The sequence below is a fragment of the Synechococcus sp. R55.7 genome (assembly GCF_047461955.1).
GTDB lineage: Bacteria > Cyanobacteriota > Cyanobacteriia > Thermostichales > Thermostichaceae > Thermostichus.
Genome location: NZ_JANSIC010000304.1, coordinates 1 through 2,165 on the forward strand (window position 1 = coordinate 1; position 2,165 = coordinate 2,165).

The 2,165-nt window shown below is 56.5% G+C and carries 3 protein-coding genes; 1 reads left to right on the forward strand and 2 read right to left on the reverse strand.

All coding sequences use genetic code 11. The annotated features are described in order from the left end of the window. The coding region (locus NW820_RS11965; protein ID WP_414407596.1) for an ABA4-like family protein at positions 1 to 362 on the reverse strand (362 nt) is incomplete at its 3' end. 720 nt (positions 363 to 1,082) lie between these two features. Here NW820_RS11965 and NW820_RS11970 point away from each other — a divergent pair. After that, on the forward strand, positions 1,083 to 1,346 hold the full coding sequence (locus tag NW820_RS11970; RefSeq protein WP_011432677.1) for a sulfiredoxin: 264 nt from the start codon (positions 1,083 to 1,085) through the stop codon (positions 1,344 to 1,346). Here the strand turns inward: NW820_RS11970 and NW820_RS11975 are convergent. Next, the gene (locus NW820_RS11975) at positions 1,332 to 2,021 is read right to left on the reverse strand and encodes a response regulator transcription factor (RefSeq protein ID WP_011432676.1); all 690 of its coding nucleotides are present in this window, start codon (positions 2,019 to 2,021) and stop codon (positions 1,332 to 1,334) included. The two genes, NW820_RS11970 and NW820_RS11975, sit on opposite strands and share 15 nt — an antisense overlap. Positions 2,022 to 2,165 lie beyond the last annotated feature (144 nt).

The window sequence follows — 2,165 nt, forward strand, 5'->3', positions numbered from 1 at the left end:
GCAAACAAGCACAAAATCAGGGAATGGGTTGTCCATACTCGCTTATCCCACCCTTCCAAGAAGATCCAGCGGCCCACAAACAAATCCATGACGATGTAGTGGACCCATCCCGTCGCCATAACGGAGGGTTGACTGAATAGGCCAGTTAAGCTGGTCAGAGACAGTTGAGGGTTGGAAAATTCCTTGAGAACATCGGCATTAAACCCGGTGACCAAAAGATACAAATAAACCGCCGCCAGAAGAGCGATGGGCAAAAGCGATTCCATCACTTTGCGGGTTACCTTCCAACCCGGCAGCAGAATCATCAAGGCCCAAAAGGGCAAAGCAAACCAGTTGGCCCCGTTAAAGATCATCTCCAGCATGCTTGGAACCCCCAACGCTACCTGTCCATTATCGGCCCAATGCCCCCTGGGGATCCCTGCAGTAGCGGGTGGAAATGGATGGGAGTTATTCCTGACTTGCCCTGAAGTTTTTTCTGAAGCTAAAGGGATCCCGGTCGCTATTCCGGTTGGCGGAGCCTAGCAGTCGCAATGGAGCTGACCGCACGGCCACTGTCGGTGGTGGCAGCAATGCAGGAAATCCGGGATCCAGTGTCGGTCATGGCCCAGAAGCTGCTGATGCTTTTGGCGGTAGAGGTGGGTTGAGCCGGGCCGATGGGGGATTCTACTGCCACAGAGTCTGGGGATTTCTCCTGAGCAGGGATCCACACCACAGGTTCCTCACCCCGTTGAGCTACTGCAACTTTTGGGGCGGGATGTTCTGGTGTGGGCTCAGGGGCTTCTTCTTTGCGGGCGGCCTCTGCAGCAGGGACATTCCGGGGAGAGGGCTGCTGAACCAGCCTCTTGTCAAGGGGTGGTCGTGGCGCGGCAGCGGGGGGTGCAGGGGGGGCTTGGCCGGCGATCTTTCCCCATAAGGCTTTGAGGAGTTGCCACATGGCTGGGTTGGCTACTGAGGGAGAGAGCAGTGAGGAATGGTGTTATCCTGCCATGCTCTGGCCTGAGAATCCATCCCCTCTGCCAGTCTTGATAGAGCAAAGTCATAACGAGTATGATTAAGTAGCTTGCTTAGGGAGAAAGTTCAACATGGCGCAGATTCGCGAGATTCCCCTTGCCCAAATTCGCCGCCCTTTGCCGCGGCAAACGGATCCGGATAAGGTGCAGGCGCTGATGGCTTCCATTGAAGCAGTCGGCCTACAGGAGCCCATTGAGGTTTTGGAAGTGGAAGGGGAGTATTATGGGTTCTCCGGCTGCCATCGCTACGAGGCATTTGTCCGCTTGGGCAAGGAGCGGATCCCCTGTCGGGTGCGAAAAGCACCGCGTGCTGTTTTGAGGCTACACCTGGCCTGAAAGGGATCCCTTCTGGCCCGGCTCCTCTTCGGCGGTGTAGCCCCGTTCGTAGGCAAAACGCACCAGTTGCGAGCGATTTTCCAAAGAAAGCTTGCTGAGGATGTTGGTCAGGTGAGTTTGCACAGTGCGCGGGCTGATGAACAGCTTCTCGCCGATTTGCTTGTTGGTGAAGCCGCGAATGACTTCCCGAAAGACCCGCTCCTCAGCAGGGGTCAGAGGCAATTCGGGTGGGGTGGGGCGGGGGTCCGCTTCGGGTTTTGGCTGGGACTGCTGTTGGATTAGCCGCAAAATTTCCGATTGGGTGCGGCGGGAGCGTTCAATCTGGGCCTCGATTTTGGCCACCAACTCCAGGGGTTCAAAGGGCTTGATGATGTAGTCATCCGCCCCCCGCTCGTAGCCCTGAACTCGGTCATCGATCTCTCCCCGCGAAGAGAGAAAAATGAAGGGGACGAGCTCGCCGCCGCGCTGTTGGCGCAGCTGTCGGCAAAACTCGAAGCCGTCCATTTCCGGCATCACCACATCTGAAACCACCACATCCGGCTGCTCTTGGGCAAACAGACGCAACCCTTCTACACCCGAAGCGCCTGTACAAACCCGATAGCCATGCTGAGTCAGGTGGCGGCTCAGCACCTTCAGGGAGAGGGGATCGTCATCTACGACCAGTACACGCTTCATGAGGACTCGAGGAGGCTGTTAGGGAAAAGGGTAAAGCGCTATTACCCGTTATCTGTCGCTATTTTAGGGAGACGGACAGGATTCGTCATTTGGCTGGGGTGCCTTGACCCATAATAGTGGTTTCAAGGGTGGCCTGGTTGAAAG

Coding starts and splice junctions, on each gene's coding strand:
- NW820_RS11970 (WP_011432677.1), top strand. CDS start 1,083: ATGGCGCAGATTCGCGAGATTCCCCTTGCCCAAATTCGCCGCCCTTTG.
- NW820_RS11975 (WP_011432676.1), bottom strand. CDS start 2,021: ATGAAGCGTGTACTGGTCGTAGATGACGATCCCCTCTCCCTGAAGGTG.